The following is a 26,040-nucleotide window of genomic DNA, read 5'->3' on the forward strand; positions in this document are numbered from 1 at the left end:
AACCTCATAAACTTTTTGTAAAAGAGGCGTTAGCCTCTTTGATCTGATGGCAAAAAATTATTATCCGATGGTATTTGTTCCATTAAATTTTAAACTTTTTCAATCTTCTTCTAAGGTAATAGAACAAAATAATATTTCACTGATACAGCCAGTCCTTCCTCTTTATCCAGTTGCATTAGTGAATCGCTTTAAGTTTTACATGAATGTTTTTTGGATTATCTGGGTGATACTTTCAATAGTGCTATATGCAATTGCTATATATCAAAGATTATCTTTGTTAATTCTTTTTCTATTTCTATTTATTGTTTTTTCAATTTTTCTTCTTTCTTGGTCTTATTTACAAAATTATAAATTTAAGTTGACTAAAGATTATTATAAAGAATTAAATCAATATTTTCAAAAATTTTCAAAACTAAAAAAAGTTGTTGTTCAAGAAGAAACTAAGAAATTTGATTTTAAACCAAAGATGTTTTCAATCGAACAAGGTGATGCTTATTATGGTTTAAGCGAATCTAGTTTTAAAGTTTATCTTGAAAATTATTTTAATGTTAAGCAGGGGTTAGTTTTTAAAGTAAGTGATAAGTACAATTATACGGCTGATTTTATTATTTCCCATTCTTCAGGCTTGATGATTGATGTAGAGATTGATGAGCCTTATGCTTTAAGAAATGCAGAGCCGACACATTGTATAGATCAGTTGACTGACAGGAAGCGAAATCACTGGTTTTGTGATCAAGGATATGTGGTAATTCGTTTTAGTGAATATCAAGTTGTTATCCAACCTGAGTCTTGTTGCTATTTTATAGCAAAGGTTATCTTTGATTACACAGGTGATTTAACCCAATTAAATCGATTTGGAAAAGTTTTACAATTGGTTCCTCAATATGCTTGGAATACTCAAGAAGCAAAGATGATGATCAAAAAGCAATATCGTGCGTCTTATCTACCGAGTGCTGTTATCGTTAAGTCTAAAAAAAGATTGTCTCGAAAAAGAGCTTAGTTTAATTGTACATTTAATTTTCTATTTTTTTAAGGTAAAGATACTTAATAAACTTTTATCTAATATCCAGTTAAATAGACTAAACTGCGTTAGGGGGTAGTACATATCCCAGTTAAAAGGTAAAGATTTAAAAGGAGTAATTGATTGATATTTTCCATATTTGAGAGTAAGCATAATTTGAATTGTAATTAGAATTATGGCAGATAGATAGAATAGCTTAAAGTTAAATTTTGTTGAGCGACACCAAATTCTTTTAGGTCTTTTTTTTAGAAGTCTGATTGAGTTAAGAGGGATAAACAGACCTGTTAAAGTAATGAAAATGATTAAAATTTTGCTTAGGATTAAAATTAAAGCGATCGGGATCACTAGCTCTGCACCTAATCCTCCTTTACTTCCTTTCCATTTTAGATATTCTTCATAGTCATCTCTAAATTTCATTTTGCTCAGTTTTTTGTGGTGAATTATTCCAATTATCAGGGCTATAACGTCTACCTAGCCGATTGATTCCGATTAATTGATTTTTGTGTTGGTAACAGTATCCTTTTTTATATGGAATGATCTTTATTTCTTGTTTTTCGAGTAAAGATAATTTTTCATCTACTGAAATGTTAAGATTAATAATTGGTTCTAAAAGTGTTTGGAATTGTTTGATAATTGAACTTTTTGGTTCAAAACCACGTTTAAATATTTTCTGATATTCGCTGTTTGTATAATGTTTTTGCTCGACTTCTCTGCTAGGAATAATTGGCTTAAGATTGTATTCTTTTCTTAATTCATGTAAATTTTTCTCAATTTCTCTTATAAAATTATGGTTTATTGCTTTTTCGCTGTTAATTGGAATACGGTTGATTATTAAATGTAAGTGAGGGCGAATGGTGTTATCTGTTACTGCATCGTAGTGTTCGACCATAATCCATTGACAGTTTTCCATTGAAAGTGATTCTAATAATGAAGTTGCGAATTTAATCTTCGATTGTTCTATGAGTTTGTTTTGGTCTTCGGGATGTGGATTAAGTGATAGATGGAGACAAGGCTTTTTAATTCTACTATTACTTGAGCTAATAAATTCAAACTCTTCAGCTAATAAATCTGCTTTATTCCCAATTAGCAAGTTTTGGTAAATTATTCTACAGTTGGGTTTACTTAAAATATAATTGAGACAAGCTTTAAATTTACTTTGTAAAGTTACTTTGCCAATCATGGATAGTGTTTCTATTTATTACAAGCGATTTGCTTTGATTTTTATATCATTGCTTGTTGGAATTATTGATTTAATGGCAGGTTCAATTAATAAGGGCCATTGGTCAGCGATTGAGCATGGAGAATTAATTTCATGGTTGCTGTTGGGTTCTCTAATTGTTTTTGGTTTATATGCTGCTCTATTTACTACATATTACTGTATTTTGTCTTTTCGTTGCTTTAATTTGACTTTCTGGAAGTGGTTTATTTTATGGTTATCTTCTGATCTTTGTCTGGTTTCAATCATTGGTCTTCAAGGCATTGCTTATCAACCAGTTTATTCGATTGCAGTTAAAATAATGCTATCTTTTGGTTTAATGATGATTGTGGTTTGGCTAATGCTCATTGTTTTGGGTCTTATTGCTGTTTCTAGAAATCTTAAGTTTTTTCAAGATTCTTAATTGAAAGTCGTGAGTGGTACGGTACATTATGATTGGTTATAGCTTACATTTCATAAATTCCTGTAATGCTTGCCATGTATAGCTTTTTTCATAAAACTATAAAATTTTATCAATAAAAGTTAAAAATAAATACTTAAGAAAGAGCGACAGTATTAAATCAACACCGTCGAGCGTAGTTTTCAAGACGACAGAGGTGTAGTACCGTGTAGAGTCTGACCGAAGTGACCAGACCTTGATCATTACGGTCGGTAAAGGCTATTGCCCTCAAGCTCACCGCTACCCCATCATTGCGCCTGTAATGGTTTAAGGCTTCGAGGACGAAAGAAGAAGCAGGGATGGTGGTTAATGAAATAAAGTTTTTGAAGAAACATAGGCAGTCACATAAGCAGTCACATAGCCTAGAGCCTATGCCACATAGCCAACATAGGCAAAATAGGCAGATACATATAGTGGATGAAAAAAATCATCAGATAGATCCACTTCTCCATTAATTGAACCTCCCTTAGCGGAAAATTATCTAAAAATAGAAGAAGGTATGGTTACTGCCTATGCTGACTATGTTGGCTAGGGCGAAGAAGCCTAAAACCTATGGCTAATAAGGAACATAGGCAATTTTATCAATTTTGATCTCAATGTTCTTTCTCGCTATGTTTAATGTTTAAATTAACTATGCAGGAAGGTGAGATAAAAATAAATAGGCTATTTGGGATTACAAAAAGGCGGATGGGAAAAGAATGACAGGTGCAATTTTAGATTCAGTCAGATGGTGGAAACAAAAAAACAAAACCAATTAGAAATAGCGATCGCGTAACCGTTCGGTGTCGAAACTTGATTACAGGCTTAAGGATTTGAGATAATTCCGAAGTTCGGAGCCAAAGAAAAGGGTTACAAAAAGTCTGATAAAGATAGTATTAGACGAACATTACAAAGACCCTAAACGACGATTACAAACCCTCTACATTTAGATAAATAACGGCATTATAGACAATGCTCGTTTATGAGAAAGAGCCAAGAGCTTGTAACCCTTACTTAACTTAAATAATGTCTACTTAACTAGACTATACTATTAGGGTTGTAATCGACATTTGATACCAAATCCGCATATATAACCCCCTCTATAAAGAAACCCCGCTTTGAGTCTTTAATTTCTCTGGTGGAGTAGGCCACCAATGGTAATTGGTCAAAGCTTGAATCTGAGATGTCATCTGTGTGAGAATCTGACAGCGTTGAGCGAGAACCGCCTCCAAAGCATTAAGAGTTTCAAAACTTTTATTGACCAAAGGCTCATCAGCTAAAGCCCAAAGTCTTTCTGCTGGTTGCAGTTCGGGAGAGTAAGGGGGCAAAGGCTCAAAAATTAGACCTTCAGGTAGCTTGACTTTCCTGCTCATGTGCCAACCAGCACGGTCAAGAACCAAAAGGATAATTTTGTCTTGTCCGACTCCCACTGCAGTGGCAAAGGATTGCAGTACTAAATTAAACCAATCCACATTAACTCTAGGCACAATGAACCACTCAGTAGTTCCTGTCGAGGGATGGACAAAACTGTAAAGGTAAAGCCATTCATAACGATGATTGACGGTAGCAATCGGTCTTTCTCCTATCGGTGTCCAAACTCGACGCAAAATAGGTTTGAGTCCTAATCGATGTTCATCAAACGACCAGACTTCAATTTGAGCAGTAGGATACTGACGTTGTAATTCTTTAACCCGTTCTGGTAGTTTGCGTTTAAATTGTTCCTGCTGTTCTTTATTCCCTTTCTGGTGTCTGGGTCGCGGAACTTTGAGGGAGTAACGAAACTTTTTTAGGTAATCCCACCCCCTCTGCGGCCAGACTTTTTCTCTTCCTGTTTTTTGAGCGATCCAGTGGGCGACTTTTGGCCCCGTCCAGATTCCCTGGTCTGGTGGTGCTTGCTTCAAGCTTTCTCTGAGTTCTTCGATTTGTTCTTCATTGAGTAGGGCTTTCCCTGATTTCTTCTTTTTAAGCCGAGGCTTATTCCTAATGGCCTCTTCGCCCTTTAAGTTGTAGGCTTTTACTATTTCCTTGGCGTAATCATAGTTATATCCTACTGCTGTAGCTGCTTCTTTGATTTTCCATTTCTCGCTCACCAACCAGAGTAAGTGCCAACGTCTTGACTCTACCTTATCGAAAGTTTGTCGGTAGCGTTCTTTGAGTTGCTCACTTGATAGATGATTTTCCAGATGTGCTTTTCTTCCTATTCTCACAGTCTATCACTTAAGTGGGTTCTGTTCTACGGATTTGGTATGACAGAGTCAAAGGCGGAGTGCAGTAGAACTAGCTGCGCTCCGATAAGGCCAGTGATCAGTTCCTTCAATGGATGAAAATAGTTTTTTAGGCGGTTATAGAAATGGGCTGAGATGTTGGGAAATTTCCTGACAGATTAACAACTGCTAAATTTATAGATAAAAATTAGTGTTTATTGTAAAAGTTTTTGTTTAGACTCAATTTTTAAGATTCTTCATAGTTTTTTTCATCCATTTTTGTTGAAGAAGTTGTAGATGAAGAATTATTCAGATAAATTTCAGTCTCGTATTGAGAAGTATTTTTTAAAGGCTTTACGGAAACGAAACGGGACTGACGACGACTTTGCCAAAAAGTACCTGCCCAAAAAGTACCTCCTGCGATCGCTCCTCCAACAGGAATTACAAGCCACCAAGGAATTTGTTTAGAACTGGATACAGTATCTGTGGTTGCAGGGGAAACTTTGTTTTCCTCACTTTCTGCGGCTGGTTTACCTCCTTTTAAAGATTGAGCATAGAGTTGAGGCGCACGCTGAGTAACAATTAAATCATCCTCAAAAAGTCCACTTTTAACTTCAACTAATTGCTCGGAAGTTTGTCCAAGCGTTACTTCTACTGGCTGAAAAGCATTACCATTTTGTAAATAAACCAACTGTTTACCATTTGCTTCAACAACTGCCGATGTTGGAATCACCAAAACATTTCTTGAAGATTGCTCCGTCAAGATTTCTAATTGAGCAAACATACCTGGTTTGAGTAAACCGTTTGCATTATCCAACTCTGCTTTAACAGGAACAACTCGTGTTTCACCTTCAACGTTAGAACCAATTAAAGTAATACGACCTGTAAAAACTCTATTTGGTAAGGATGGAACTTTTGCATTAACTCGTTGACCGTTTCTAATTTTTGTCAAATCCTGCTCATAGATATTAGCGGTGATAAAAATGCGATCGTCATTAACGATGGTCATTAATCTACCCCCTGCATCCTGAAACGCTTGACCGATACTTACCTCTCGGTCTACTACTCTACCCGTAAGAGGTGCCGTTACAACCACTAAACCCTTAGCATTGGCACGAGTTCCGAGTTGTTGTAGTCGAGTTTGATAAGTCATATTACTCAAACTAAAGCGAGTTTGAGCAACTTCTAGATCTGATTGAGCGCGTTTAAGTTGATTTTCAGCTTCTAGTACACTTTTACGGCTTACTGCGGTGGCAAGTTGGGTTTTTCCTTCGGCGAGATGAGCTTGCGACTCAAGCAGATCACGACGTGGCAAGGCTCCAGCTTGATAGAGATCATTGTCTCGATCATATTTTTCCTGAGAAACTTTCACTTCAGTACTAGCTTGAGCAATTTCAGCATCAGCTATTCGTCGCTGACGGTCTAAATTCTCTTGAGCAAGTTGTAAATCCGCTTTGGCTTTCTGAACATCCGCTTCTGCCTCAGCTTGCTTTTCTTGAGCCGTAACTCGTAGCTCGACTAATTCGGGTGCAGCCACCACCGCTACAGTTTGACCTGCTTTAACTAAATCTCCTGGTTTAAACAATAGTTCAACAACTTTACCAGGTGTAGGGGCTGTTACTTCAACTTGACGGTTCGGTAACGTTTCGATTTGACCTGTAGTTTTAAGGCCAACAGCAAGACGCTGGCTTTTCACTGGCTCTACTTTAATACCCATGCTCTTCGCTGTCACCGCATCAACCTGAATCGCGTCAGTTGTCTGATTAGACTCAGAACCGCCTTGAAATTCGTCTCCATGCCCGCCATGAGCCAAAACAATCGAGGGTGTTGTTAAAAGCAGAAAATTCAAGAGTGTGACAGACAATAAAGTTCGTTTTTTCGACATTTTGGCAATACCTTGAATGATGAATCAAGAGAACTTCTAAGGATTAAGCTTTGAAAAAGACCGCTCTGAACGAAATTGTTAAAACTCAAACATAACTCTAGTGTTTCAAAGCAAAATGAAATTAGGATGAAATGAACAGGTCTTCTCAGTTATCAGTCTTGTGCCTTTTTAGTTCATTCAATTTTGGAGCGGTATCCCAAAAGATGCCGTCGGGTCATCATTAAAACCATAGGTGGTAGAATTAACCATTGCAATAGAGGTAGCCAACTAATTTGAACGAAAGGAACTACTAAAACTGAAACACCGTATAACTGAGCAACTCTGACCCGATAAATTTCAGAGATAAAGGTATAGATCCAGCCAATACTGGTAAATATTACAATTAATCGAGCAGTAGGGGTAATCATCCAATAGCGATTGCGTTGCCAAAAGCTAATTATCCCTGAACTAAGTACAGTAATAACACCATCACCGATCGTACAATGGGTAATATAGTTGATTTTGTCGGCTAAAGTCGGCATCCCGTAAAACTCAAAATAAGGTGACTGCCAGACTTCGTAAACAAAGTGAATGAGAAAAGCAAAGATAAATAAATTGGTTTCTGGGGCTGCTAAAAGATGTTTGAGCCATTTAAAGCTTTTCAACAAAGAACTTTTCATGATTTAAAGTAACTCGCGCCAAGTTTTTCCCCCATCTTGAGATTGAAAGATGGCGTTTTTCTCATTAGCGGCATAAATAATTTGAGGGTTATCTGTCGCAATAGCTAATTTAATAATTACACCCTGAGTTCCTTTACCCAGAGGCTGCCAAGTTTTCCCCTCATCTGTACTTCGATAAAGTCCTTCTGATGATTTCAAAAAGCGATAACCATACATCACTATTGATTGATTCGCTTCTTTAATTAGGGTAAGAGCAATAAGCGGTGTATCTTGCGTTTCAGGAACAAGTGTCCAAGTCTCACCAAAATCTATACTTTGATATACACCACCACGAGTCGTCGCAAAAACCTGATTAGGTTGACTTGGATTAGCGATAAGCTCAAAAGGAACCTCATTTAATCCTGTGGCTTTCGGTTGGCTCCAAGTTTTACCGCTATCTTTTGAGATAAAAAGACCCTGTTTACCAGAAACAGCCATTCCATAGAAAATTTCTTGTCCTTGACTATCTACAGCAAAAGTCAAACTATGAAAATCAACTCCTGGCATTGAAAGCTGCTGCCAATCTTGTCCTTGATTTTGACTTTTGATAAAACCGAGATTACCGCCTGTGTGAGGATGTCCACTAGCAAAAAAAATTTGACTGTTACGAGGATCAGTCGTAAAACCCATATAATCAGCCCGTTCTTTCCCCATCCAGAACCATTTTCCCTGTTCTGAGCGTTGAATTAAACCGTTGTGAGTCGCTACGTAAAAAATAGCAGGATTTTTGGAGTTGACGGCTAATCCATGAATGTGATTGTTATTTCTCCAGTCCGTTGAAATTGGCGTTAAAGTGACTGATGTTTGTGAAGAAGAATTGCTGATTACTTGATCTTTAACAACTGATTTAGCTGTATTGTTGTTTGAACTATTAGAACAACTAACAAGAGTTAAACCAATTATAATAGCCAACAGAAAACTAGGAGGAGCTAAAAAATGTTTAATCGTTTGGTACTTCATATTATAAAAAAAGTCTATATTTGAAAGCTTGGTAATATTTTTAAAATAAATTTAACTACTATACAATTTTTTTAAGTAACTTTACTTAGTTAAGGAGTCTAAATACTCTAAGTTTTTGCTTATGTAGTCATGTGTTAGCTACTAAAAGCTCTTTTATATCTTAGTTTCTAATCTAAAAATGAAATTAGGATGAAATTAAAAATAATAAATATTATGTAGAAATAACAGCTATTGAGTGATCTATGATATGTGTCTTGACTCTATAGCTAACTACAGAGTTTAGTATATAGAGCAAAATATAATCTATTATTCCTAAGTGACTTTATGACGACTCATCAAATTGAGATTTTTACTGGTAACTGCCCCTTGTGCGATGAAACTGTAGCACTAATTAAATCAATGGCTGACCCAGCCTACGAAATAACGGTCTGCAATTTAGGGGAGAACCGACAAAAAGCAGAGCAGTACGGAGTAAAAGCAGTTCCAGCGATCGCTATTGATGGAGTGTTAATCTTTACTGGAAAGCAAAATCAATCGTCCTTGGAGGCAATCGGAATTTATCGAGCCAGCGTTTTTTCTGGTGCAGGGGATGATCTGGGTTGGGGAATTTGAATGACGATGGCTACAGGCTTTAATTGAACGAGGTAAGCAAATGTTCTCTTGTATAGTTTTGCACTTCATCGATGAGACTACAAAGAATAAGGCTCTCTGGTTGATCCAAAGGACGTTCCGACCATCGAGTTTGATATTGTTCTAACTCTACCCTAAATTCATTGAGTTGCTGAATCTGTATATTAAGTTGATAGATTTTTTGATTTAATAGCTCTTTGACTTTTGCACAAGCAGGGTATCCTTGTTCACGAATTGTCAAAATTTGCTTAATATCAGCTAAGGAAAATTGAAGTGCTTGTGCTTTTCTAATAAACAGAATCCTTTGAATAACGTTTTTATCATAGTAGCGATATCCATTTTCAGAGCGTTGCAAAGGCTGAACTAAGCCTAATTTCTCGTAGTAACGTAGAGTACCGACGGAAACCCCCGCACGTTTAGAAACTACTCCAATTTTCATCATTTTATCAACCTTTAAGTAAATTTCCTCAATTTTATTGATGTTGGCTTCAAAGCCTTGACTCTATAGCGGGCTATAGAGTTTATAGTTGATTTAAAGATATAACCATCTTGTGATTTTGGAGGCGATTAATTATGTCAAAGCAAGTAAAAGTTTTAATGGGTTTGTTGATTGCAGGCGTTACGGCACTGATCATCGTTGCCAAGCCCGCGATGGCTCAAGATAATAATCAGTCTGGATGTGGATGTTGTAAAAATATGGATGGCATGATGAACCGAAATCGGTAATTGTACTGTACAGTTGAACAAACCTCACCCCATACACTCGACGTTTGAGCCTAATTGGTTAAGTCTGATTAGCTATCTGCGACGAGTGATGGGGATGATTTTAAAACCCAAAAGAGTAGCCAACTTTAAAACGCAACTCGCTTCGTTCTCCAGCACCTGTGGCAATATCCCCCTCTAAACCAACATCAACAACACTGCGTAATCCAACTTGCTGACGAAGACCTACACCCGTTATTAAAATAGCCCCTCCTTTTGTGTCTTGACTGGCTCTAACCCCCATCTCAGCCAAAAAGGTTCTGTCAAAACGTTTTGGATAGCCAAGGGGTCTAGAATAACCTAAGATTAAACCAGGGATAACCGATCGTTCTTCGCTATCGACATCGGTTTTCACATTTAGATCGAGGTTAAGATGGAGACGATCGTACTGCCCGACGGTTTTACTAGCAATGCCTCTGACTCGGATATCGACTCCCCGCGCATCATTTCCAGTCGGTAATCCAAGATCTCCCCGAATGGCAAAAGCAGGCACATTGTCGTACTCTCGGTTAAAGTTATGGAATACACCGACTGATAGATTTCCCACATCGAAATCAGTCTCATCCGTATCTGCTTTACCGCCGACACTAGGATCTAAACCGATGACTAAATGACTATTGAGGGCAAAACCATACAGGTATTCAATATCGAAAGATCCCCCAACACTACGGTTACTGGGTAAGTTCAATCCTGCACCAAATTCGATCGACTGTTCACGATAGGCGATACTTTCCGCATCATCGAAAGATAAGGGACGACCTGAATCAAGATTATTATGATCTACGGCCATAGCGGGATTGACGGCTAAAACGGTAGAAGCGAAAGCCGAAAAAAGTAATGTTCTGTTTGATTTCATTTGTTTTTTTAGTGCTGAATTATTTTTGAGGATTGGGCATTGTAGGTTCTGAGGGTTTTGAAGATGGTTGTGGCATTGGGTGCGTCATCCCTGGCATCGAGGTATCATGATTCATGTTTGGCATCGAATTATTATGGTTCATTCCTGGCATGGAATGATGGGGATTCGTCGTTGGCTGAGGAGTAGGATTTGTCTGAGAGTTTGAATTACTATCATGTCCTTGGTGTCCCGTTCCTTCTGGCATTAAACCCATCCCTGGCATCCCTGCCATAAAACGATGATCGTGTAATCCTTCTCCTCCATAGTTTTGACCTGCTTCCATTCCCTCATGATTTTTCGCCATCACTAACCAGATAGCCCGTTGAATCTGTTCTTCTTTTTGCTGTTCACTAATCCAATCGGAGGCGAGAATATCATTAATCATGTCGTGTAGCATATGCAGGTTATCGAACGTATTCGCTATTTGAGGAAAGCGTTGTGCGAACCGAGGGCTAACTTCAGCAAACATCGGCATAAAAGGACGGTCTGTTCGATATAACTCGACTTCATGATATTGTTTTCCAACTGTAGCGTAAGCGGCTTTCTGTTCTTCCAAAGTTTTGCCATAGAGCATATCGTACATTCCACCTTGTAGCCAGTGATAACCCCAGAACAATCCGTTCACTTTTGGATATTCTTGGCGAAACGCTTTCGAGTAGGGTTGTCCATCGAGATAACCCATATTCATCGGTAGACCAGTAATCGCATAAGGAACGTTTTTGACATAAAATTCATACAATCGCTCGATTTCTGCTTCTTTTTCAGCGTCCGTCATCTTGGTACTAACTAATACATCAACGGTTTGAGCATGGAGAATATGCGCCCAGTCGAACACCTGTTCTAATACACCATACTTGCGTCCGAAAGTTGGTGAAATGTTCGCTTCATCGGGCATGAAACGGGGAGGATTTTTTAGTACATAGTTGATGCGCTCAAAGGTTTTCGTTTCTAAGTCTTTTTCATTTCCTGTGACTAAATCTTCGTAAGCTAAAGCATGACCCACAGCAACGGCATTCAAATCTAATGCTAGTGGTTTCAAGTTATAGACTGCATCATTATAAACGCCTCGTTTGCGATAGATATGGTTTCTGCTTTTGTTGTTCATCCAACTGGGTAAATCAGTAGGTATGGGGGGCAGGGTTTTCGGTTCGGATGTCGGGGTATCTGTCTGAGGATTAGAATGACCGTGATGGTGTTGCTGGGCAATGACAGGCGACAAGGGGATACTCAAAAGCAGAGCAAGTGTACTCGTTAAAAGAGTGATGTTTTGAATTGATCGATAGAGCATGGTAGAACTCCTTAGTTCTGTTTGATATTTTATTGATCGGTAAGTATCATCTTCTGTGCATTATCAATGTAAGAGATAAAAATGAAATGAGGATGAAATTTGAGAGGTAAAGCTTGAGCGAGTAATTTTCTAAGCCTGTTCGATAATTGGACAGATGGTTGCTTCAGAGTTTTGAAAAAGAATTTCTTTTCCAGATAGCAATCCTTTCAACTCCTGTTTGAGGATTTGAAGTTGTTCGATTTGCTGCTCAATTTCGACAATTTTTTCACTTAACTTAACTTGAACTTGCTCACAAGGTAAATTCCCATGATCATGAATATCTAAGAACTCTTTAATTTCCAGTAAACTTAAGCCCAATTTTTGAGCGCGTTTGATAAAGTTCAGGCGAGTCAATACATCAGAATTAAATAATCGGTACCCTCCTTCTGTTCTACCCGTAGCTTTCAACAAGTTTAATTCCTCGTAGTAGCGAATCGTTTTAATCGGTATACTACTTTCTTTAGCAACTTGACCAATTTGTTTGAGTGTTTCTTGTACTAACATATTTTCATCCTCTTAAATAAATCAGGCTTGAACTTCTATGACTCCTCGATACATATTCATCCCACAACTAAAAGGATAAATTCCAGGTTTTTCAGGGGTAAATTCGATAGGAGTGACCTGATTAAGTAGCAATTCTTGAGCAATCCGAAAATCAGGAAAACGAACTTCTTCAAGACAACTACTTGGATCTTTACGATAGAAATTGAGCCGTACAGGTTGTCCTACATTAACAACGACTTGATTGGGTTCATAGCCTCCATCAACAGTAATGGCTATTTCTTGAACCCCTTGTTTAGATTCAGCTTTTTGAGAACGTGGTTTACTACCGAGAAACCACCATAATTCTAGTCCAATTAAGCCTAATCCACCTGCTGTCACTCCAGCTTTGAGCCATAAAGGTTGTTCAACTTTTTGGAATTGATTTTTTTGTTCAGTGCTAGAAGGCTGCATTTCTTCATGAGACATTTGAGCAACGACTTGACCCGAATTTATACCAAGTAAAAATCCGACACTAGCAAAACTTCCAATTATTAATGATTTGTCAAGCATCAGTTACCTCCTAAAGAATTACTCCCGAAATGACACCGACTAGAAAACCAAATCCTAACAATGTTCCAAAAAAAGAAAATTTTTGCCGCATTTTGAGATCTCCTTCTTTTAATGAACAGTTTTGGGTTTGAAATTTCGTAAACGTAGCGCGTTTGTTACAACGGAAACTGAACTAAACGCCATTGCTGCACCTGCAATAATTGGACTGAGTAACCATCCAAATATCGGATAGAGAATCCCCGCAGCGATCGGAATTCCGAGTACATTGTAGATAAAGGCAAAAAAGAGATTTTGTCGAATATTTGAGATCGTGGCCCGTGATAACTGAATGGCTGTAACGATCCCTTGTAAATCACCAGAGATTAAAGTAATATCACTCGCAGCAATGGCAACATCGGTTCCTGTGCCAATGGCTAGACCAACATCCGCTTGTGCAAGTGCTGGTGCATCATTGATCCCATCTCCCACCATTGCGACAATTTTTCCTTCTTGTTGTAAACTTTCGATTTGTGCCGCTTTTTGCTCGGGGCGAACTTCTGCAATAATTCTTCTAATACCGACTTCAGAGGCGATCGCTTCTGCCGTTCGATAGTTATCACCTGTGAGCATGACGACCTCTAAACCCATCCGTTGTAGATTCCGAATTGCACCAACAGATGAGGGTTTCACCGCATCGGCAATTCCCATAATCGCCTCTATTTCTCCATCGACAGCGATTCCTACAACCGTTTTACCCAGTGATTCTAATCGATCCCAATCTTGTTCTAGATTACTGGTATTAATCTCTAATTCTTTTAGCCATCTTTGCGTCCCAATTTGTACCAACTTGTCTAAGACAAATCCTTGTACGCCACTCCCTGCAACCGCTTCAAAAGACTTCACATCAGCTAATGCTACTTCTTGAGATTGAGCGTATTGTACAACGGCTTCGGCTAGAGGATGTTCGGAATTGCGTTCGACTGAAGCCGCTAAAAGAAGAAGATTTAATTCATTTTGATTCGCTGTCCCCCTAAACGTAATAAAATCGGTAACAGTAGGCTTACCTTGGGTAATCGTACCTGTTTTATCCAGTACAATTGTTTTAATTTGATGGGCTGATTCGAGACTCTCTGCACCTTTAATCAAAATCCCATTTTCGGCACCTTTTCCCGTTCCTACCATGATTGATGTTGGTGTGGCTAATCCCAAAGCACAGGGACAGGCGATAATTAAAACACCTACGGTAGTAATCAAAGCCAGTGTTACATTCCCCATGATGTTGAACCAGAGGATAAAAGTAGCAATGGCGATCGCAATCACAGCAGGCACAAACCAACCTGTTACTTGGTCGGCTAATCTTTGAATCGGTGCTTTCGAGCCTTGGGCTTGTTGAACAAGCTTGACAATTTGCGCTAAAAATGTATCCTTACCAATTCGGGTCGCTCGAAATTTGAAACTTCCCGTTTTATTGAGGGTAGCCCCGATGACTTCATCACCTGATTGTTTTTTGACGGGGAGGCTTTCACCTGTAACCATTGATTCATCAATACTTGAAGAACCTTCGACAATCTCACCATCTACGGGAATCTTTTCCCCAGGACGCACGAGGATAATATCGTTTAGCATCACTTCAGCAATGGGGATATCGATTTCTTGACCATTTCGGATCACTCTCGCGGTTTTTGCCTGTAAACCAATGAGTTTACGAATGGCTTCCGAGGTTTGTCCTTTGGCACGGTTTTCTAAAAGTCTTCCAAGTAGGATTAAAGTAATGATTACCGATGCTGCTTCAAAATAAACATCAGGATTGATTCCTTGTTGGATGAACCATTGGGGCAAGAAAGTCGGAAACAGAGAATAGAGATAAGCAACACCTGTACCGAGTGAAACCAGAGTATCCATCGTTGCCGTATGACGTTTTAGAGATTTCCAAGCGTTGACGAAAAAAGAGCTTCCTGCCCAAAACAGCACAGGTGCGGTTAGGATAAGCTGTAACAATGGATGATGTAGCCACATTGGAATTAAGGGAATCGGCAATCCTGTCATGGCAGGTAGTGAACCGATGACGAGGATACTGCTGATGATGCCACTTACCCAAACTTTTCGAGTTAAGTCACGGTTTTCAGCTTGTCGGGTGCGTTTTTCAGCATCATCTTCTGGTGCAAGAACATCATCCTGCATCGGTTCTGCTGAATATCCCGCTTCATCGACTGCACTTTGAAGATCTGCAATGCTGGTTCGTTGGGCATCATAGGTAATAGATGCAAGTTCTGCACCGAAGTTAACGCTTGCTACTTCAACACCAGGAACGGAACGGATCGCATTTTCGATATTATTGGCACAAGATGCACAACTCATGCCACGTAGTTTCAGGGTAGCATTTTCCATTTTCGCCTCCTTTAAGTAATGGTGTATCCTGCTGATGTGATGGCTTGTTTGATTTCAGTAGGAGATGCTAGAGTATCTACACTGACAAGTTTTGTTTTTGGATCTGCATTGACTTGGGCATCGGGATCGATCTTCTGAATAGCCTTAGTAATGGTATCGCCGCAAGCGGAACAAGCCATATTAGGAACAGTTAGTTGTAGGGTCATTGTTTTCGACTCCTGTATGAGGTGGTTAATTCTAGGTTAGTGTCTCCAGCTAACTGGAGAGTCAAGAGGGAATCAAAAATTTTTTTAACGGCAAATTGTCACAGATATCTTAATAACAAAGCGTTACAGATAAAAATGAAATTAGGATGAAATTGAGTTCATCAATAGTAAGAAGTTGGAGTTGCGGCCTAAGAAAGAAGGGAATTTACAAAGGCTTTTCTAACATGAAAGAGCATTGTTAACCACTTTGCAAAATAGACTACAAACAATTACGGAGGAAATAATCATGACTCATCAATTAACTCTGTCTCAAGTTAGCTCCCAAATGCAACAGTGTATTCAAAATTGCTTAGATTGTCATAGTGTTTGTTTAAATACTGTTACTTACTGCTTACAGAAAGGCGGAATGCACTCAGAACTCGATCACATTCGTCTGATGTTAAGCTGTGCGGAAATTTGTCAAACGAGTGCTGATTTTATGTTGCTCGGTTCTCGTCATCATGCTCCTACTTGTGGAGTATGTGCTGAAATCTGCGAGCAGTGCGCCCAAGACTGCGAAAAAATGGGCGATGATGCTCAGATGAAAGCTTGTGCCGAAATCTGTCGTCAATGCGCTGAATCCTGTCGTCAGATGTCGATGGCAATGGCTTAGAATTAACACTATACGGGAAAAGGAGTTAAATTTCTTTTCCCTATTGTTTATTTATTAAAAAATTAAATCAGATATATAGAGTTGTATAATTGCTTAACCAAATATAATTTATTTAATATTTATTAATGAAAAAATAGTCAATTAAACTATGAAAATTTTAATGATTGAGGATGATCAGCGTATTGCTAAACCCTTAGCGGAGGACTTAAAGCATCAGAATCATGTCGTCGATCTTGCTTTTGATGGTTTTGAAGGATTGAACTTTGCCCAATCAAGTCAATATGATTTAATTTTATTAGATTTAATGTTACCCAAATTAGACGGAATTAGCTTATGTAAAAAATTGCGTTCAGAAAATTGTCAAAGTTTCATTTTAATGTTAACAGCTAAAGATACAACAACTGATAAGGTGATTGGGCTAGATGCAGGAGCAGATGATTATTTAGTCAAACCTTTTGAATTAGAAGAATTAGCCGCTAGAATTAGAGCCTTATCCCGTAGAAGTTCTGAAACGAGACAGCCGATTTTAAGGTATAAACAACTACAACTAGATCCGAGTAATTGTCAAGCCACTTATAACAATAAAAAGCTGATCTTGACTTCAACAGAATATATGATTTTAGAATGCTTTTTAAAAAATCCTAATCAAATTTTAACGCGCTCATTACTCATTAATAAATTGTGGGAAATTGATAAGCTATCAGGAGAGGAAACGATTAAAACTCATCTGACTAATATCCGAAAAAAATTAAAATCAGCAGGTTGCTTAGACAATTTGATTGAAACGGTTTACGGCATTGGTTATCGTCTAAGAAAAGAATAAACAATCAAAATATGTTTCAAAAAATACAACATCGTTTATTGTTATCATATTTAGGAGTGTTAGCAACGATCTTATCTATTTTTGCTGTTTCAGTAAGATTGATTTTTGCTCAAAGTCTGATTCAACAACTTTCAGCGCAACTAACAGCATTAGCACAAGGAGCAGCCGCTAATGCCGAATACGAACAGGGAAAGTTGAAAATAGAAGATGATTTTATCTCACAAAATTTATTGGCTCGTCATCAAGCTTTACAATGGTTTACACTCGAAAATCAACTAATAGCTCAAACTGGTAATAACATCATTAATTTACCACTTTCAATTAAAGAAACTTTTCAAATTCAAAAACAAGGTAATCGAATAATTGCGGTAATTTTACCAATTTTAGAAAATGAGCAAAGACAATTAATAGGTTATGTTAGAGCCAGTCAATCTTTAGAAGAATATGATGAAACTTTAAGAAAATTAGATTTTGGATTGGGAAGTGGCATTTTAACAGCTTTAATTTTAAGTGGTTTAGGAGGAATTTGGTTAACTCGTCAAGCCATGCAGCCAATTGAAGAAAGTTTTGCTAGATTAAAACAGTTTACCGCCGATGCCTCTCATGAATTACGAAGTCCTTTAATGGCGATTAAAACTAATACAATGGTTGCTTTAAAATATGCTGAAGGAATGCGAGAAAATGATCGAGAAAAATTTGAAGCTATTGCTAGTGCTACCCATCAAATGACTCGTTTGACTGAAGATTTATTGTTTTTAGCTCGTACTGATCGAATGCCACTAATCAATTGGGAATATCTAAATTTAACAAATCTATTAAAAGAAATAATTCAAGTGTATCAACCCCAAGCAGATTTTAAAAAAATTCATTTTCAAACTGACTTAACCGAAAATTTATTTATTTTGGGTGATGCCAATCAAATTCGTCGTTTATTAACTAATTTAATTGATAATGCGATTCATTATACTTTATCTGATGGTAAAATAGAAATTGTTGCTAATTCAAGTGTTCTGAAGTTTATATTCAAGTTAAAGATACAGGAATTGGCATGAATTCAGAAGATTTAAAAAAAGTGTTTGAACGATTTTGGCGAGCCGATCAAGCTCGTTCTTATGATTCATCAAAAACAGGTTTAGGTTTAGCGATCGCTCAAGCGATCATCCAAAATCATCAAGGTTCAATTACAGTTAGTAGTCAGTTAGATAAAGGAAGTTGTTTTACTGTTCATTTACCTAAAATTGAAGAAAAGAATTGCTGATTATAAAATTTTCAACAATTCTTGATTAAATTATTAATGCCTAAACTGATATTAAGAAAATAGGCTTCTTACTAATTAATTATCGTCATTTGTTTCTCTGTCATTATCCTGAGAATTAGGAACTTGAATACTACTGCGCTGATAAGATGATTCAGAGGCTTCATTATCTTCTTGATTAGGCTTTTCAACATAAAGAACACGACCATTACCTGCATCTACTTTTACTTCTGTTTGACCAATTTCTACAGTATAAACAAGATTTCCGTCTTCGTTATCTAGTTTAACTTGATTAGGTTGACCTCCGCTCTCTTGTTGAGCCGCTTGACTCGCTTGCTGTGGTGAAATTTTAGCTAACTTTTGAAGTTGAGTTGCTTCTTGTTGTTCTTCAGCATCATCGTTGACTTCCCTATCTCTATCTTCAGCTTCAGCTACTTTTATAGAAGTCTGATTCGGAAGTGCATAAGTTGTTTTAGTGATTGTAGCAACTCCTAAAGTCCCTAATAAAAGGGTAGCCATAGCGATTTTAATTGATGTTTTCATAGTTGGATATCCTTTCAATTTGTGTTTACGTTTCTTACTTTAAATGGCAAATATCAAGAAATCGAAAAGATTTGAATTGGCTCTAAGTTTAATTCTTTCCAAGTTCTTGATAATTTCTACTTAAAGTCAAACTATCAACTTACAATTAGAGCTTATCAAACATGAAAACTCGCACAAAAATACTTGTTTTGGCTTCTACAATTAGTGTGAGCGGGATTGGTGGATTAAGTCAAGCTATTTTAGCAAATCAATCTCCCGCACCTGTGGCGATTATACGTCAGCATGATCACAACAATAAGATTGCTCTAAATAATGATAGTGATACTGATTCAGAAGTCAATGATGATCAAGTTCCCAAATCTTTAAGCGAAGTAGGTGAATTGGGTGAAGATCTTTATGATATGACCAAAGCTAACAACTGGACAAAAGCTTCAACAAGTTTGACTAAATTAGAAACAGAAGCGAAACGTCTTGCTAGAGATTTACAAGGAGCAAATCAGACAAAACTAAAACAGCTTAATGATAACATTGCCTTACTGAAGGTGGCTCTCGCTACTAACAATCATAACGTAACCATGCAAAAAGCCAACCAAATAACACTAATTGCAGCTAACCTGACAGCATCTTATCAACTAAAAGTACCAATTGAAGTCACTTTACTCGATTATTACGGACGTGAATTAGAAATCTGGTCAGCTACAGAAAATACAGAGAAGTTAAAAGAGACAGCAAATCAAATTAAACACATTTGGACTCAAGTAAAACCCTCTATCCTCAAACAGGGTGGAACGAAACAAGCGCAAAAATTTGATCAGTTAGTTTCTCAAGTCAGTCTCTCTAAATCTCCTACTCAATATGGCCGTTTAGCTACACCCATCCTCAATGAAGTCGATAATTTAGAGAAGGTTTTCCAATAGTGATTAGGTTGAGCAATATAGGCGCAGATTCGGGAAAGTGTAATTGATTTTACTTAAAAAATCGCTCATTTAGAACTAAAAAAATCCCAACAACTTTTCTTCATCAAATCTTTTCAAGTTCTTGATATTTGCCGTCTAAAGTCAACACTATCAAGACAAACGGTATCGAAAAGCTATAAATCATTACTTTAATTAAAAATTAGGAAAACCATGAAGAAAATATTAAACAGGGTTCCAGAGATTACAATACCCTTCTGGATTATAAAGGTTCTGGCAACTACGGTCGGTGAAACGGCGGCAGATTTTTTATCAGTCACCCTAAATTTTGGTTTAAGTGTTACATCTTATGTAATGAGCGGCGTATTATTAATAGTACTTTTAAATCAGTTTAGGCTTAAACGCTATGTCCCAGTGAGTTACTGGATTGTAGTCATTGTGATGAGTATCACTGGCACACTAATTACTGATAGATTGGTGGATGATCTGGGAGTGAGTTTGATGACCACTACTATATTTTTCAGCGTTGTCTTATTAGTCGTTTTTATTTTCTGGTATGTCAACGAAAAGACATTAGCGATGCACTCCATCAACACAGCTAAAAGAGAGCTTTTCTACTGGGTGGCTATTTTATTTACGTTTGCCTTGGGGACTGCAACAGGAGATCTTTTAGCAGAGGCTTTGAAGTTAGGTTATACCCAATCAGCATTAGTTTTTGGCTCTTTAATTGCAGTAATAACGCTCAGTTATTATTACTTGAGAATCAATGCAGTCTTGGCTTTTTGGCTGGCTTACATTTTAACCCGTCCGCTTGGAGCATCTGTCGGCGATTTACTATCCCAACCTACTACATCGGGTGGCCTAGGTTGGGGTACCGTAAACACCAGTATGCTGTTTCTGTCCCTAATAACGAGTCTGATTATTTATTTAAGCTTTAAGCATAAGAAAAGAGTATCATTGCCGATTGATCCACAAAACTGATTTGCTCTTGTCACTACAGTTCTTTCTAAGTTCTTGACTTTTTCTCTCTAAAATCAAGCCGTAAGTTGATACCAAGTGTAATATACCACAGTAAATAAGAGGCATAATGAGCAAACTTCCACAAATCACTGCCTTCTTCTGGATTATGAAAATATGTGCTACTACTCTAGGAGAAACAGCAGGTGACCTATTATCGATGACATTAAATGTAGGCTATGCGGTTAGTTCTACGATATTGATTGGAGTCTTTTTAATAACTCTTGTCACTCAATTGGTTTCAAAGAAATATAACCCATTACTTTATTGGACGGTCATTCTTTCAACTAGCACGGCTGGTACAACGATGTCAGATTACATGGATCGCACTTTAGGGCTTGGCTATGCTACAGGATCTATGATCTTATTTACCCTTCTGTTGGCTATTTTATCGTTTTGGCAATTCAGTGTTGGGTCTTTATCGGTAACTAAAGTCAAAACACCTAAAGTTGAGTTACTTTACTGGACGGCAATTCTAATTTCTAATACTTTGGGAACTGCTTTGGGTGATTTCCTCGCCGATAGTTCTGGTTTAGGATTTGCAGGAGGAGCAATCCTCATTGCTAGTTTACTAGCTTTGGTATTGGCAGCAGACTACTATACCAAAATTTCTCCAGTCATCTTGTTTTGGGTTGCATTTGTTCTAACTCGTCCCTTTGGTGCAACACTGGGGGATTTTTTGACCAAACCACATATCAAAGGTGGTCTAGGTTTTGGTACGATCGGATCATCGATTGTCCTTGCATCAATACTTGCAGTCTGTATCCTGTACACAACTCTAAAGCAGAAAAAACGACTTGTGACTGGACTTTCTAATAACGAATAACCTTAATCCCATTCAAATCTTCGCTATAGTTTCTCAAGTGATTACAGCTTAGTCTCCTCAGTACAAATATTCTGCTCTCCTATTCTCGATAAAGTCAATAATTGGAAAAAGGTTTTTAAACAATTTAGCGGTTAGATAGGTCAGATTCTCATCATCTGACCCCTCTCAACTTTTGTAATTTTAACATCGTAATACAAAGCATTAACCATAAAAATCCAACGCCGTATCCTGCAATAACATCGGTTGGCCAATGAACCCCTAAATAAAGCCGACTGATCCCTATTGCAGCAATTAAAATTACAGCTAAAGTGTAAATCAAAGCAGTATATTTAGGATAATGGTTTGTTAACTCATAGGCAATAAATCCATACAATACTAAAGAGCCTAATGCGTGACCACTCGGAAAACTAAAAGACTTTTCGGAAATTAAAAGCTCCCAAAGTTGAGGACGAACTTTAGAAAAAAATAACTTCAGTTCCGTATTTAAAATTAAAGCACCCAAACAGGTAATAACAAATATTTTTGTTTCTTCTCGGTAACGTCGCCACCAAAGTATCCCTAATGTCACTCCAGCAACGCTCACAATTGTACTAGGATTACCCAGTTTAGTAATAAATAGCATGACTGCATCAAGATGAGGATTAGCAAAAGTATGTAACCACAGCAAGAAAGAGCTATCTAAAGCAAAAGCTTCTTTTTCTAAAACTTCTTCTGATATCTGTGCGACAACAAAAAGTATCAGTAAACAACTTGCTAATCCAACAATCCCAATCGTAGCAATTAAAGAGGATAGACGAGGATGAATATGACGCAACCAGAAAGCGGAAATTGTTTTAAGCATTGTTTGTCTTATTTTTTTTCAAGATTTGAGTCTGAATATGTGAAATTCATATCGGATACAAATAAAATGAAACGACATGATTTTAGTATAAAAAACAAAAAATTTGTAAAAATTAACAGAAAAACTATAATTTATAGTATTAACTAATCTTTCTAAGTTATTGAAATTTAAACTCTAAAGCTGTGTTTTGTCAAGAAATCCATTATTACTTCAAAAATCATTGCTTTTGAAGGCGATATTAATGACTTTTACAAAGTTTTATTTCTGAAAAATATTTGTAACTGTTTAGAATTTAAAGATAATTATAAAATTTTGTCTGTACTGCAGATTTTATAAAAAAATTCCTGAAAACAGCAGAAATCTTAAATATTTCTAGACTAAAATTCATTAGTGGAACAGCAAACCTGAAAAAGTTTGTAAGAGCAACCAAACATTCAAGCTGACAATGATAGTAGCAACTGCACCAGCAAGAACTTTTAACCAATTGGGATTGACAAACTCACCCATAAGACGGCGATTACTGGTAAACATAATTAGAGGAATCACAGCAAAAGGTAATTGTAAACTCAAAATAACTTGACTGAGTATTAAAAGCTGTCCTGTACTTCTCTCACCAAAAAAGATGATTGTAATTAAAGCGGGAATCACCGCTAAACATCGGGTCGCTAAACGACGAACCCAGGGTTTTAAACGAAATTGTAAGAAGCCTTCCATAACAATCTGTCCAGCCAAAGTCGCGGTCAAAGTTGAACTTTGTCCAGAAGCAAGTAAAGCTAACCCAAAAATTGCACTTGCCGCACTCACACCCAATAAAGGAGAAAGTAATCGATAAGCATCCTGAATTTCGGCAACCTCATTATATCCAGAAAAATGAAACGTGGCCGCCGCGACGATTAAAATAGCTGAGTTAATAAATAAAGCAAAGGAAAGAGCAATCGTTGAATCGAGCGTGCCAAATTTAATCGCCTCCCAGCGTTTTTCCGAGGTTGGTTCCCAAGCGCGGGTTTGCACAATTGAGGAGTGTAGATATAAATTGTGAGGCATGACCGTCGCCCCTAAAATCCCGATCGCAATGTAGAGCATTTCTGGATTTCTGACCACTTCAGATTGAGGCCAATAACCCTGTAAAATTCCTGCTAAGTCAGGTTGAGAAAAGATAATTTCTAAGAGAAAGCAAACGCCGACAGTTCCAACGAGAGTGATGACCAATGCTTCTACATAGCGAAAGCCTTTTCCTTGTAAGAGTAACAAAATCAGAACATCACAACCCGTAATGCAAACTCCCCAAATTAACGGAATACCAAACAGGAGTTGTAGCGCGATCGCACTTCCCAGTAATTCTGCTAAGTCACAAGCCGCGATCGCAATCTCACATAGCACCCATAAAATCAAGTTAACGCGAGGGGGAAAATAATCCCGACAAGCCTGCGCTAAATCTCGTCCTGTTGCCACTCCTAAACGGACACAAAGCGATTGAAGCAGGATTGCCATCAAATTTGATAGAAGAATTACAGATAAAAGCGTATAGCCAAATTTCGAGCCACCTGCCAGATCGGTTGCCCAGTTACCTGGATCGACATATCCCACTGAGACCAGGTATCCAGGCCCCGCATAAGCAAGCATTTTGCGCCCAAAGCCTTTTTCATTAGGAATTTTAATACTACGGTGAACTTCGCTCAGGCTTGGAGTGTGAGGCGTTAGAGACATAAAGCTTCAATGTTTCTCATAATCTTTTCATTATTTAGAAATATAGCACAACAAAGCGGCCTGTTATAATTTTTTATTTTAAAAATTTTGAGAATGATTATAGTTTTATTCAAAGAATTTATTGAACTTAAAAATGAGAATAATTATTGTTATCACCTCATTTATTTTCTGAAAAAAACTAATTTATATTTCTTTTTTTAAAGTAAACTATGAATAGTCGTTCATATGTTTAAAAAAATTGATGAAAATCTCTAAAGCGTCGAAGAGCAGTTGTTCTAGCTGTGGGAATGACGAGCATGAACATCAAGAAAATGATAATCATAGTCATGATCACGGACATGAACATAGCCATAGCTCGGAAGATTTTAATCTCACAGAAGAATTAATCCCAATTGGTATCGTTGTAGCTTTATTGATTACTGGCATCATTTTTGAAGAAAAAATCCACACTTCTTCTTACTCTTGGCTTGAATATCTAATTTTTATTCCTGCTTATCTCCTAGCAGGCTGGAATGTCTTAATGTCGGCTGGAAAAAATCTTACAAGAGGCAGAATATTTGATGAAAACTTTTTGATGTCCATTGCCACAATTGGAGCAATAGCGATTCATCAATTACCTGAAGCCGTTGCTGTGATGCTATTTTTCCGAGTCGGTGAGTTATTTCAAGAATTAGCAGTAGGTCGTTCCCGTCGTTCAATTAAAGCTCTTTTAGAAGTGCGTCCCGATGTTGCTAATCTCAAGATTAATAGTGAAATTAAGCCCGTTTCACCTGAAATGGTTAAAGTAGGAGATCTCATTTTAGTTAAACCTGGTGAAAAAATTCCCCTTGATGGTGAGATTATTGAGGGAAATTCTTTGATCGATACGTCTGCACTAACTGGGGAATCAGTACCTCATTCAGCAACCGTAGGAAATATTGTCTTAGCAGGTACCATTAATCAATCTGGTGTTTTAACACTACGAGTCACAAAATTGTTTGCTGAATCCTCAGTTGCAAAGATTCTCGATTTAGTGGAAAATGCCAGCACGAAAAAAGCAGAAACGGAAAAGTTTATCAGTCGTTTCGCTCGCTATTATACACCTGCGGTTGTCTTCATTTCTCTGGCTGTGGCGATCCTGCCACCGTTATTCATTCCAGGTGCAACTCGCCAAGAATGGGTCTATCGTGCTTTGATTTTACTCGTTATATCTTGTCCTTGCGGTTTAGTGATCAGTATACCTCTGGGCTATTTTGGGGGTGTTGGAGGTGCAGCGAAACGCGGTATTTTGGTTAAAGGTGCGACATTTCTCGATACACTCACAGCAGTTAAAACCGTTGTTTTCGATAAAACTGGAACTTTAACCAAAGGCGTTTTTAAGGTAACTCAGGTTGTTCCTTATAATGGTTTTAGTCAAACAGAATTACTCACTCTAGCGGCAATCGTTGAAGCTAATTCTAATCATCCTGTGGCACAATCGATTCGCAGTGCTTATGGTAAATTTATTGATAGTACTCAAATTACAGAGTATGAAGAAATTCCAGGTCACGGGATACGCGCTACCGTCAATAATCAAGTTGTGATTGCAGGAAACGATCGCCTCTTACATCGAGAAGATATCGAACATGATACCTGTAATGTAGCAGGAACCGTCGTTCATTTAGCAGTCGATAATCGCTATGCAGGTTATATCTTGATTGCCGATGAACTTAAAGACGATGCGTCGGATGCCATTATCAAGTTGCGTCGAGAAGGAATCAAACGAACGATAATGCTAACAGGAGATAATCAGGCTGTAGCGAAAAATATAGCAGATCAACTCGGTATAGATGGCTATCAAG

28 protein-coding genes are annotated in these 26,040 nt (G+C 37.6%); 12 read left to right on the forward strand and 16 right to left on the reverse strand.

Annotated features, from left to right (window positions below; genetic code table 11):
• The first annotated feature begins 46 nt into the window (after positions 1–46).
• Positions 47–1,000 carry a hypothetical protein gene (locus tag CFPU101_RS08640; RefSeq protein WP_206814955.1) on the forward strand — a complete coding sequence of 318 codons (954 nt, stop codon included), beginning with the start codon at positions 47–49 and terminating at the stop codon, positions 998–1,000.
• A gap of 21 nt (positions 1,001–1,021) precedes the next feature.
• On the opposite strand, the gene CFPU101_RS08645 is transcribed toward CFPU101_RS08640, so the two are convergent.
• Entirely contained in the window at positions 1,022–1,438 is a 417-nt protein-coding gene (locus CFPU101_RS08645) for a hypothetical protein (protein ID WP_206814956.1), read from the reverse strand.
• On the reverse strand, positions 1,428–2,201 hold the full coding sequence (locus tag CFPU101_RS08650) for a relaxase/mobilization nuclease domain-containing protein (protein ID WP_206814957.1): 774 nt from the start codon (positions 2,199–2,201) through the stop codon (positions 1,428–1,430). The genes CFPU101_RS08645 and CFPU101_RS08650 overlap by 11 nt, the downstream gene beginning before the upstream one ends.
• Here CFPU101_RS08650 and CFPU101_RS08655 point away from each other — a divergent pair.
• A complete protein-coding gene (locus tag CFPU101_RS08655) occupies positions 2,200–2,640 on the forward strand; it encodes a hypothetical protein (RefSeq protein ID WP_206814958.1) in 441 nt (146 codons plus the stop codon). The genes CFPU101_RS08650 and CFPU101_RS08655 overlap by 2 nt on opposite strands.
• 1,115 nt (positions 2,641–3,755) lie before the next feature.
• On the opposite strand, the gene CFPU101_RS08660 is transcribed toward CFPU101_RS08655, so the two are convergent.
• The 4 genes from CFPU101_RS08660 to CFPU101_RS08675 all read right to left on the reverse strand — a co-directional run bounded on the left by CFPU101_RS08660 (position 3,756) and on the right by CFPU101_RS08675 (position 8,402).
• Entirely contained in the window at positions 3,756–4,862 is a 1,107-nt protein-coding gene (locus CFPU101_RS08660) for an IS630 family transposase (protein WP_242577827.1), read from the reverse strand.
• A gap of 244 nt (positions 4,863–5,106) precedes the next feature.
• Positions 5,107–6,744: an efflux RND transporter periplasmic adaptor subunit gene (locus CFPU101_RS08665; protein WP_242577828.1), complete on the reverse strand. Its 1,638-nt coding sequence runs from the start codon at positions 6,742–6,744 to the stop codon at positions 5,107–5,109.
• A 173-nt stretch (positions 6,745–6,917) separates the two neighbouring features.
• The gene (locus CFPU101_RS08670) at positions 6,918–7,403 is read right to left on the reverse strand and encodes a hypothetical protein (protein ID WP_206814959.1); all 486 of its coding nucleotides are present in this window, start codon (positions 7,401–7,403) and stop codon (positions 6,918–6,920) included.
• Between the two features lie 3 nt (positions 7,404–7,406).
• The gene (locus tag CFPU101_RS08675; RefSeq protein WP_206814960.1) at positions 7,407–8,402 is read right to left on the reverse strand and encodes a F510_1955 family glycosylhydrolase; all 996 of its coding nucleotides are present in this window, start codon (positions 8,400–8,402) and stop codon (positions 7,407–7,409) included.
• A gap of 324 nt (positions 8,403–8,726) precedes the next feature.
• Between CFPU101_RS08675 and CFPU101_RS08680 the strand changes: the two genes are divergently transcribed.
• Positions 8,727–9,014 carry a thioredoxin family protein gene (locus tag CFPU101_RS08680; RefSeq protein WP_206814961.1) on the forward strand — a complete coding sequence of 96 codons (288 nt, stop codon included), beginning with the start codon at positions 8,727–8,729 and terminating at the stop codon, positions 9,012–9,014.
• A gap of 19 nt (positions 9,015–9,033) precedes the next feature.
• Here CFPU101_RS08680 and CFPU101_RS08685 read toward each other — a convergent pair whose 3' ends face one another.
• Entirely contained in the window at positions 9,034–9,474 is a 441-nt protein-coding gene (locus CFPU101_RS08685; protein ID WP_206814962.1) for a heavy metal-responsive transcriptional regulator, read from the reverse strand.
• Positions 9,475–9,605: 131 nt separating this feature from the next.
• On the opposite strand from CFPU101_RS08685, the gene CFPU101_RS08690 reads away from it, so the two are divergent.
• The gene (locus CFPU101_RS08690) at positions 9,606–9,758 is read left to right on the forward strand and encodes a hypothetical protein (protein WP_206814963.1); all 153 of its coding nucleotides are present in this window, start codon (positions 9,606–9,608) and stop codon (positions 9,756–9,758) included.
• Positions 9,759–9,858: 100 nt separating this feature from the next.
• Here CFPU101_RS08690 and CFPU101_RS08695 read toward each other — a convergent pair whose 3' ends face one another.
• The 6 genes from CFPU101_RS08695 to CFPU101_RS08720 form a co-directional block, all read right to left on the reverse strand.
• Entirely contained in the window at positions 9,859–10,650 is a 792-nt protein-coding gene (locus CFPU101_RS08695; RefSeq protein ID WP_206814964.1) for a hypothetical protein, read from the reverse strand.
• Positions 10,651–10,669: 19 nt separating this feature from the next.
• Positions 10,670–11,977, reverse strand: coding sequence for a hypothetical protein (locus tag CFPU101_RS08700; protein ID WP_242577831.1), 1,308 nt, complete (start codon positions 11,975–11,977; stop codon positions 10,670–10,672).
• Between the two features lie 129 nt (positions 11,978–12,106).
• A complete protein-coding gene (locus tag CFPU101_RS08705) occupies positions 12,107–12,520 on the reverse strand; it encodes a heavy metal-responsive transcriptional regulator (protein ID WP_206814965.1) in 414 nt (137 codons plus the stop codon).
• 21 nt (positions 12,521–12,541) lie between these two features.
• Positions 12,542–13,069, reverse strand: a complete 528-nt coding sequence (locus CFPU101_RS08710; RefSeq protein WP_206814966.1) for a cupredoxin domain-containing protein — start codon at positions 13,067–13,069, stop codon at positions 12,542–12,544.
• A 108-nt stretch (positions 13,070–13,177) separates the two neighbouring features.
• Positions 13,178–15,436 carry a heavy metal translocating P-type ATPase gene (locus CFPU101_RS08715; protein WP_206814967.1) on the reverse strand — a complete coding sequence of 753 codons (2,259 nt, stop codon included), beginning with the start codon at positions 15,434–15,436 and terminating at the stop codon, positions 13,178–13,180.
• An 11-nt stretch (positions 15,437–15,447) separates the two neighbouring features.
• Complete coding sequence (locus CFPU101_RS08720) at positions 15,448–15,642, reverse strand: heavy-metal-associated domain-containing protein (protein WP_206814968.1); 195 nt, start codon at positions 15,640–15,642, stop codon at positions 15,448–15,450.
• A gap of 286 nt (positions 15,643–15,928) precedes the next feature.
• Between CFPU101_RS08720 and CFPU101_RS08725 the strand changes: the two genes are divergently transcribed.
• From CFPU101_RS08725 to CFPU101_RS08740, 4 genes are all read left to right on the forward strand, one after another.
• The gene (locus tag CFPU101_RS08725) at positions 15,929–16,294 is read left to right on the forward strand and encodes a four-helix bundle copper-binding protein (protein ID WP_206814969.1); all 366 of its coding nucleotides are present in this window, start codon (positions 15,929–15,931) and stop codon (positions 16,292–16,294) included.
• Positions 16,295–16,442: 148 nt separating this feature from the next.
• Positions 16,443–17,117: a response regulator transcription factor gene (locus CFPU101_RS08730; RefSeq protein WP_206814970.1), complete on the forward strand. Its 675-nt coding sequence runs from the start codon at positions 16,443–16,445 to the stop codon at positions 17,115–17,117.
• An 11-nt stretch (positions 17,118–17,128) separates the two neighbouring features.
• Positions 17,129–18,169 (forward strand): cell wall metabolism sensor histidine kinase WalK, encoded by a 1,041-nt coding sequence (locus tag CFPU101_RS08735; RefSeq protein ID WP_206814971.1) that lies wholly within the window; start codon positions 17,129–17,131, stop codon positions 18,167–18,169.
• On the forward strand, positions 18,166–18,375 hold the full coding sequence (locus CFPU101_RS08740; protein WP_206814972.1) for an ATP-binding protein: 210 nt from the start codon (positions 18,166–18,168) through the stop codon (positions 18,373–18,375). Before CFPU101_RS08735 ends, CFPU101_RS08740 begins: the two co-directional genes overlap by 4 nt.
• A 75-nt stretch (positions 18,376–18,450) precedes the next feature.
• Here the strand turns inward: CFPU101_RS08740 and CFPU101_RS08745 are convergent, their stop codons facing one another.
• On the reverse strand, positions 18,451–18,915 hold the full coding sequence (locus CFPU101_RS08745) for a PepSY domain-containing protein (RefSeq protein WP_206814973.1): 465 nt from the start codon (positions 18,913–18,915) through the stop codon (positions 18,451–18,453).
• A 161-nt stretch (positions 18,916–19,076) separates the two neighbouring features.
• Between CFPU101_RS08745 and CFPU101_RS08750 the strand changes: the two genes are divergently transcribed.
• The 3 genes from CFPU101_RS08750 (at position 19,077) to CFPU101_RS08760 (ending at position 21,672) form a co-directional block, all read left to right on the forward strand.
• On the forward strand, positions 19,077–19,832 hold the full coding sequence (locus CFPU101_RS08750) for a hypothetical protein (RefSeq protein WP_206814974.1): 756 nt from the start codon (positions 19,077–19,079) through the stop codon (positions 19,830–19,832).
• A 210-nt stretch (positions 19,833–20,042) separates the two neighbouring features.
• A complete protein-coding gene (locus CFPU101_RS08755; protein WP_206814975.1) occupies positions 20,043–20,810 on the forward strand; it encodes a hypothetical protein in 768 nt (255 codons plus the stop codon).
• Positions 20,811–20,916: 106 nt separating this feature from the next.
• Positions 20,917–21,672, forward strand: coding sequence for a hypothetical protein (locus CFPU101_RS08760; RefSeq protein ID WP_206814976.1), 756 nt, complete (start codon positions 20,917–20,919; stop codon positions 21,670–21,672).
• A gap of 151 nt (positions 21,673–21,823) precedes the next feature.
• Here the strand turns inward: CFPU101_RS08760 and CFPU101_RS08765 are convergent, their stop codons facing one another.
• Positions 21,824–22,513: a phosphatase PAP2 family protein gene (locus tag CFPU101_RS08765; protein WP_206814977.1), complete on the reverse strand. Its 690-nt coding sequence runs from the start codon at positions 22,511–22,513 to the stop codon at positions 21,824–21,826.
• Positions 22,514–22,900: 387 nt separating this feature from the next.
• Entirely contained in the window at positions 22,901–24,220 is a 1,320-nt protein-coding gene (locus tag CFPU101_RS08770) for an Nramp family divalent metal transporter (RefSeq protein WP_206814978.1), read from the reverse strand.
• A 241-nt stretch (positions 24,221–24,461) separates the two neighbouring features.
• Between CFPU101_RS08770 and CFPU101_RS08775 the strand changes: the two genes are divergently transcribed.
• Positions 24,462–26,040: heavy metal translocating P-type ATPase (locus tag CFPU101_RS08775; protein ID WP_206814979.1), on the forward strand; the 1,579-nt coding region annotated here is incomplete at its 3' end.

Origin of the sequence: Chroococcus sp. FPU101 (genome assembly GCF_017312365.1) — a bacterium.
Lineage (GTDB): Bacteria > Cyanobacteriota > Cyanobacteriia > Cyanobacteriales > Microcystaceae > Chroococcus.